The organism is Microcoleus sp. SVA1B4 (assembly GCF_036700545.1).
Classification (GTDB): Bacteria; Cyanobacteriota; Cyanobacteriia; order Cyanobacteriales; family Microcoleaceae; genus Microcoleus.
Map to the genome: position 1 here is coordinate 43903 of NZ_JAUBPB010000049.1, position 6000 is coordinate 49902.

The 6000-nt window shown below is 46.9% G+C and carries 4 protein-coding genes; 3 read left to right on the forward strand and 1 reads right to left on the reverse strand.

Translation table 11 applies throughout. The annotated features are described in order from the left end of the window. The first annotated feature begins 24 nt into the window (after positions 1 to 24). Together QT987_RS20615 and QT987_RS20620 are read left to right on the forward strand one after the other, a co-directional pair. A complete protein-coding gene (locus tag QT987_RS20615) occupies positions 25 to 2397 on the forward strand; it encodes a PAS domain S-box protein (RefSeq protein ID WP_333243668.1) in 2373 nt (790 codons plus the stop codon). Then, entirely contained in the window at positions 2397 to 4082 is a 1686-nt protein-coding gene (locus QT987_RS20620) for an EAL domain-containing protein (RefSeq protein WP_333243671.1), read from the forward strand. Before QT987_RS20615 ends, QT987_RS20620 begins: the two co-directional genes overlap by 1 nt. A 76-nt stretch (positions 4083 to 4158) precedes the next feature. Here QT987_RS20620 and QT987_RS20625 read toward each other — a convergent pair whose 3' ends face one another. Beyond that, on the reverse strand, positions 4159 to 5481 hold the full coding sequence (locus QT987_RS20625) for a J domain-containing protein (protein WP_333243674.1): 1323 nt from the start codon (positions 5479 to 5481) through the stop codon (positions 4159 to 4161). A gap of 220 nt (positions 5482 to 5701) precedes the next feature. On the opposite strand from QT987_RS20625, the gene QT987_RS20630 reads away from it, so the two are divergent. Next, positions 5702 to 6000 (forward strand): transposase (locus tag QT987_RS20630; RefSeq protein ID WP_333243677.1); only part of this gene is annotated, 299 nt, incomplete at its 3' end.

Below are 6000 nucleotides of genomic sequence, written 5' to 3' on the forward strand. Positions count from 1 at the left end.
TATACAGTGCGCCCTAGAGTAACCATGTCACACTGCAACCAATCCATCTGTCGTTCCCGCAATCTCGTAGAAATGTGCGATACGGCTGCCAGTTGGCAGCAAAAAGCCGATCGACTAACGGTAGAATTAAAGACCACCCAGGATCTGCTTCACGCAGAAATCGATCGGCTAAAACTTGCCAACGAAACCCTTCACGCCGCTGTCAGTTGTGCCCCCGTTTTCCTGTGGGCAACAGACAGAGAAGGCAAGTTAACTCTTGCAGCAGGGAAAGGATTAGAAAATTTGGGACTCAAACCAGGTGCAACTGTCGGGCGATCGATTTTTGAAGTTTACAGCAGCCAGCCAGATATCTTAGAAAATATTGCCGAGGTATTAGCAGGAAACGATCGCAATTGGAATGCCCGACAGGGGCATTGTATTCACGAAATTCGATCGGCAGCCCTGCGAGATGGAAACGGCGAAGTTGTCGGCGCAGTGGGTGTTTCTACTGAAATTACCGAGCGCGAGCAGTCCATCGCCACTCTGGAAACGGCAAATCAAGAATTAGAAGACAGACTTCAGCAGCAAACGGCAGTCTTCTATGCAGCACTTGCCGAAAGCGAAAAAAAGTACCGCAACCTCGTAGAAACCTCCCAAGAATTGATTTGGTCGATCGATATTGAAGGCCTCTTGACTTTTGTCAATTCCGCCGCCAAACGCATCTACGGTTACGAACCGCCAGAAATGATCGGACGGCGCTTCACCGATTTTTTAGTTCCCGATCAAGAAAATAGACCAAGAGAAATATTTGCCCAACTTTTAGCGAGAACCAAAATTCAGCCACAAAGCGCTAATTCTCCTTACGAAACAGTACACCTTCGCAAAGACGGTACCCCCGTCCACCTGCGCGTCAACAGCATCGTCAACCAAGCTGAAAACGGCGCTATTTTAGGCTTGTGCGGAACGGCGACAGATATTAGCGATCGCAAGCGATCGGAAGAAGCACTCAAAGAAGCTACAGACCAACTTCGCGCCGTTTTGGATGCCGTACCCGGACTGATTTCTTGGATCAGTTCCGATTTGCGGTATATCGGAGTCAACCAGCACTTAGCAACCTCATTCAACCTGTCTCCTGAAAGCTTTGTCGGTCAAGAAATCAACTTTCTCGACAAAGGCTCGACTTTCGGAGAACTGATCCGAATTTTTTTTAACAGTTCATCTCAGCAAACCTGCCAAGAAATAGAAATAGAAATTAACGGTTTCGTCCGCAACTATTTGATAGTAGCTCAGAAATATCATCAGGGAACCGCAGCAGTTTCTGTAGGAATAGACATTACCGATCGCAAGCGTGCGGAAGCTCTCAAAAACCAATTGATCTGCTCGTTGCAAGAATCAGAACACAAATTTCGCAGCCTTTATGAAGCCACCAGCGACGCAGTAATGTTGCTTGACGAACATGAGTTTTTTGACTGCAACCCCGCCACCTTAAAAATATTTGGCTGTAGCAACAAACAAGAATTTTACGGCAAGCATCCGAGGGAATTTTCCCCGCCATTTCAGCCTAACGGACAAGATTCAGCCAGTTTAGCTGCACAGAAAATGAACATAGCAATGCTCATAGGTAGCTGTCGATTTGACTGGGTACACCAACGACTCGACGGTTCAGAATTTTCTGCAGAAGTTCTGTTAAACGCAATGGAAATTAACGGACAAAAATTTCTCCAAGCTGTAGTACGCGACATTACAGACCGCAAACGGGATGAGGATCAAATCAAAGCCTCCCTCGCCGAAAAAGAAGTCCTTCTCCAAGAAATTCACCACCGCGTCAAAAACAACCTCCAAGTTATTTCTAGCCTGCTGAAACTTCAGTCTCGCTACATTCAAGACAGCCGCGTTAGTGAAATGTTAAAAGAAAGTCAAAACCGAGTCAGATCAATGGCCCTGGTTCACGAACAATTGTATCAATCCAAAGACTTGTCAAACATTGACTTTGCTGAATACATCCAAAATCTCGCCCACAATTTATTCCAAGCTTATGAAAATCATGCAGAAGGCGTCAACTTGCAAACAAATATTGCGCCGTGTTCTCTCAATATTGATACGGCAGTTCCTTGCGGGTTAATTATCAACGAGCTTGTGACAAACGCCCTCAAATATGCCTTTAAAGGACAACTTAAAGGTAAAATTAACATAGATTTCACTTTAGATAATAACAGATTTTGCGTGCTAACCGTGAGTGACAACGGAATTGGTTTTCCTCAAGACTTAGATTATCGCACAGCCCGAACGTTGGGTTTGCGACTTGTGGGGTCTTTAGTCAAGCAAATCCGGGGGGAAATAGAACTGTTAGAAACTGCTGGCACGACTTTTAGAATAACCTTTTCTCAGCCAAAATTGCACTCTAAGGAGAAAATTTAGTGTCCAACAAAAAAATTCTGATAGTTGAAGACGAGAGCATCATTGCGGAAGACATTTCCGACAGTTTGATATCTCTAGGATATAGAATAACTGGGATGGTCTATTCGGGAGAAGAAGCGATTGAATCTGCCGCAAAGTTGCGCCCGGATTTAGTTTTAATGGATGTTAACCTCCAAGGAGAAATCGACGGCATTACAGCAGCGGAAGAAATTCGCTTGCGATTTCAAATCCCGGTAGTTTATCTGACAGCCTATGCCGATGAAACTACTTTGCGACGAGTCAATAGTACAAAACCGTTTGGCTATATTGTCAAGCCATTTGAAGAAAAAAACTTGCATACAACTATTCAACTGGCACTCTACCGACATCAGTATGACAGCTTGACCAACCTGCCGAATCGTTCATTTTTGCGAGAAAAGTTAAGTCGAGTATTAGATGGTCAAAAAGAATTGTCAGGAGTCGTTCCAGTTATCACGCTTAGCTTAGATAAAATCAACCGCATTAACACTACCTGGGGACACGATATCGGCGACTCAGTGCTTTGCACCATCGCCCAGCGGCTAACTAACTGCATGGAAAACATTAATATTGTTGCTCGTTTGGAAGCGGCAGAATTCGCGCTGATTCTTAAACCAGTGGCCGAAAAACAGGATGTGGCTAAGATTGCTCAAAACATTTTAGATATTGTATCCCAATCTATGATTGTCAAAGATTGCGAAGTCTATGTCACTGCTAGTATCGGGATATGCTTGTATCCTGGAGGCGGCACCGACGGAGATGAAATGCTGAAAAATGCTTATATAGCAATGTATCAATCTCAGCAGAAAGGCGGCAATAATTATCATTTTTATAATCCCATAAATGCTAATTATTTCATCAATACAATTCTTCAAGAAACTTCCCTGCGCCATGCTTTAAAAAGCTCAGAATTTGAGATATACTATCAGCCGCAAATAGCAATTAAAACAGGTAAAATTATTGGTGCTGAAGCTTTGGTGCGCTGGAATCATCCAGAACGGGGGCGAGTTTCTCCGGGGGAATTTATTCCAATGGCTGAAGAGATGGGCTTGATTGCGCCGTTGGGTGAATGGGTATTAGAGACTGCTTGCAGGCAAACTAAAACATGGCAAATAGCAGGTTTACCGCCCCTGCGAGTCGCAGTTAACGTGTCAGCCCGTCAATTCGAGCGCAAAAATTTCACGGAAAGAGTCAGGGAGATATTAACAGAAACCGCTCTCGATCCCAAGTGTTTGGAATTAGAACTGACGGAAAGTCTGGTTTTGCAAGACGAAATTGCAGCAGCTAAAGCTTTTACGGTGTGGAAAGAGCAGGGGATTAGGATAGCAATTGATGATTTTGGGACGGGATATTCTTCTTTGAGTTATCCAAAACGCTTTCCGTTTGATGTGATCAAAATTGACAAGAGTTTTATTCGCGATCTTGCAGACGATCGCCAAAATGCAGCGATCACAATAGCGATTATTCAAATGGCACACTGCATGAACATGACGGTGGTGGCTGAGGGGGTAGAAAATAAGCAAGAACTTGATTTTTTGTGCGAGTACGAATGCGACGAAATTCAAGGCCATCTTTTCAGCCCAGCTTTGCCAAGCGCTGAGTTTGAAGCGCTGCTGAAAAGCGATAAGTGCTGGGATTTACATCAATTCCGGTTGCAATCCTCATGACAGTTAACTGTTAACTGTTGACTGTTAACTGTTGACTGTTGACAACTGCCCACTGACAACTGACAACTGAACTAATTCAAAAAAATCGATCGCCCAACCAAGTTCCCAGCCACAGCCCAAAACCGGAAGTAGCCACCAACAGGATAACCGTATAAAGCCCGCTGCCAGTGTGGATCAACCTTTCTGCAGCTACCATCCGCGCCACAACTCCCGCAATAATGCCGATCCCAGCCCAAGCCCCATAAACAGTCTTAGATCCGGCGATAGCCAAGGCTTCGACGATCTCCCCCGAACCCGCCCCAGCAAAAACCCCCGCCCACGCCCCAATCCCCAGCCCGATCGCACCTCGGAGCCCGACGGGGCCGCCAGAATGCACACCTACTTCCGCCACCAGCCCGCACGTCAAGCCGACAATCGCCCAACACGCGGCAGTCACCAACGCCTTAACCCAATTCCCAGAAACCGTTCCCGCCATCAATCCCACCACTGCCACCACTCCCCCTACAGCCAACACAACAGCCACAGCCCGATACTCGGCCTCGGAACTGGCGATCGCCCCCAAACCAGCCCCAACTGCGGCCCAAGCAGCCCCTGTTACCATTCCTCCCGCCTGAAAACCAGCGATCGACCCCCCCACCGCCCCAGCCAAAACTAACGCCGCCAGCCACACTCTAGGCGTTGGCGAACCCTCCGCCAGCAAAATCGCGGCCCACAGCCAATCTGCACCGCAGATTAAAGCCCACATCCACAGCGGGGCGGCTGATTTCGTCAAAATCCAACCGGTCAAAGCGTAACTCACCACGGCGATTGCCAGCGGCCACCAAGGGAAGCTTGAATACTGTTGAGATGGGCGCACTTCCCTCGGCGGGATTCGTGGTTTTGAGTATTGAGTGGAAAATTCTGTTTTCCTTCTCGAAGTAAGCTTTCGATAGTTTTGAGATCGCCCTGCTTTCCTCGCAACGCTTCGCCCTGGTTGCTTTGTGCCCCGCCACCCTGGGCGACTGTGAGTGGTAAATCGTTTCTTTCTTGAAGAGGTTTTTTGAGTTAGAAATTTTTTGGAGGCGGCTTTTGGGCGGGTTTGACGGCGCTCTTGACCAGGCCTGGCGGCTGATTTTGCAGAACGCCTTCTCAGGGGTTTTTCCGGCGCAGGCGGTGGTGGCTGCTGAAACTGTTGTTCGATCGACCTCGATTCAGGCTGACTCAGAAACAACACCAACTCCTGGTAAGCTTCATTAATTTCTGTTAATCTTTGGTGAGCTTTTTGTTGCAGGCGATCGTTGTGGGCAAACCGATCGGGATGCCACACAAACGCTAAATCCCTGTAAGCGCGCTTAATTTCTTCTAAGGAAGTTCCAGGCTCAATTTCGAGGATTTCGTAGCATCGATTAATGTCAGCCATAGGCTTCGATCGGCAGGTGTTGGTAAATTTGCGTGAAGCGCAGCTATCCCGACGAGCGGGAATCCCACTTAACTCCTCGCTCCTGTTGTCCCCCGCTATAACTGTACCCAGTTTAGCGGTGGGATGAAAGGCAGGGAGATTGTAGGTACGGAAATCTCCAAATCTTTATCTTTGTAGCTGTTTTACTGGAATGTGTATAATACAGTAAGGAGGTAATGAGATGCTGCATACTGCTATCAAGGTTCGACTTTATCCAACATTAGAGCAACAAGCCATACTGTCTCAGCACTTTGGCTGTGCCAGATGGTGGTGGAACTATGCTCTAAATAAGTCAATTGAGACTTACAAAGAAACGGGTAAAAGCCTTGGTCAGTCAGCACTCAATGCCTTTTTACCAAAACTCAAGAAAGCCGAAGAAACACTTTGGTTGTCTGAATGTTACAGCCAAGTTTTGCAAGCAACAACGCTCAACCTCACAACTGCCTATAAAAACTTTTTTGCAGGTCGTGCTAGGTTCCC

What these genes read in the sequence shown, in the direction of transcription:
- QT987_RS20625 (WP_333243674.1), bottom strand. Translation starts at nt 5,481, where the DNA reads ATGGCTGACATTAATCGATGCTACGAAATCCTCGAAATTGAGCCTGGA.
- QT987_RS20615 (WP_333243668.1), top strand. Translation starts at nt 25, where the DNA reads ATGTCACACTGCAACCAATCCATCTGTCGTTCCCGCAATCTCGTAGAA.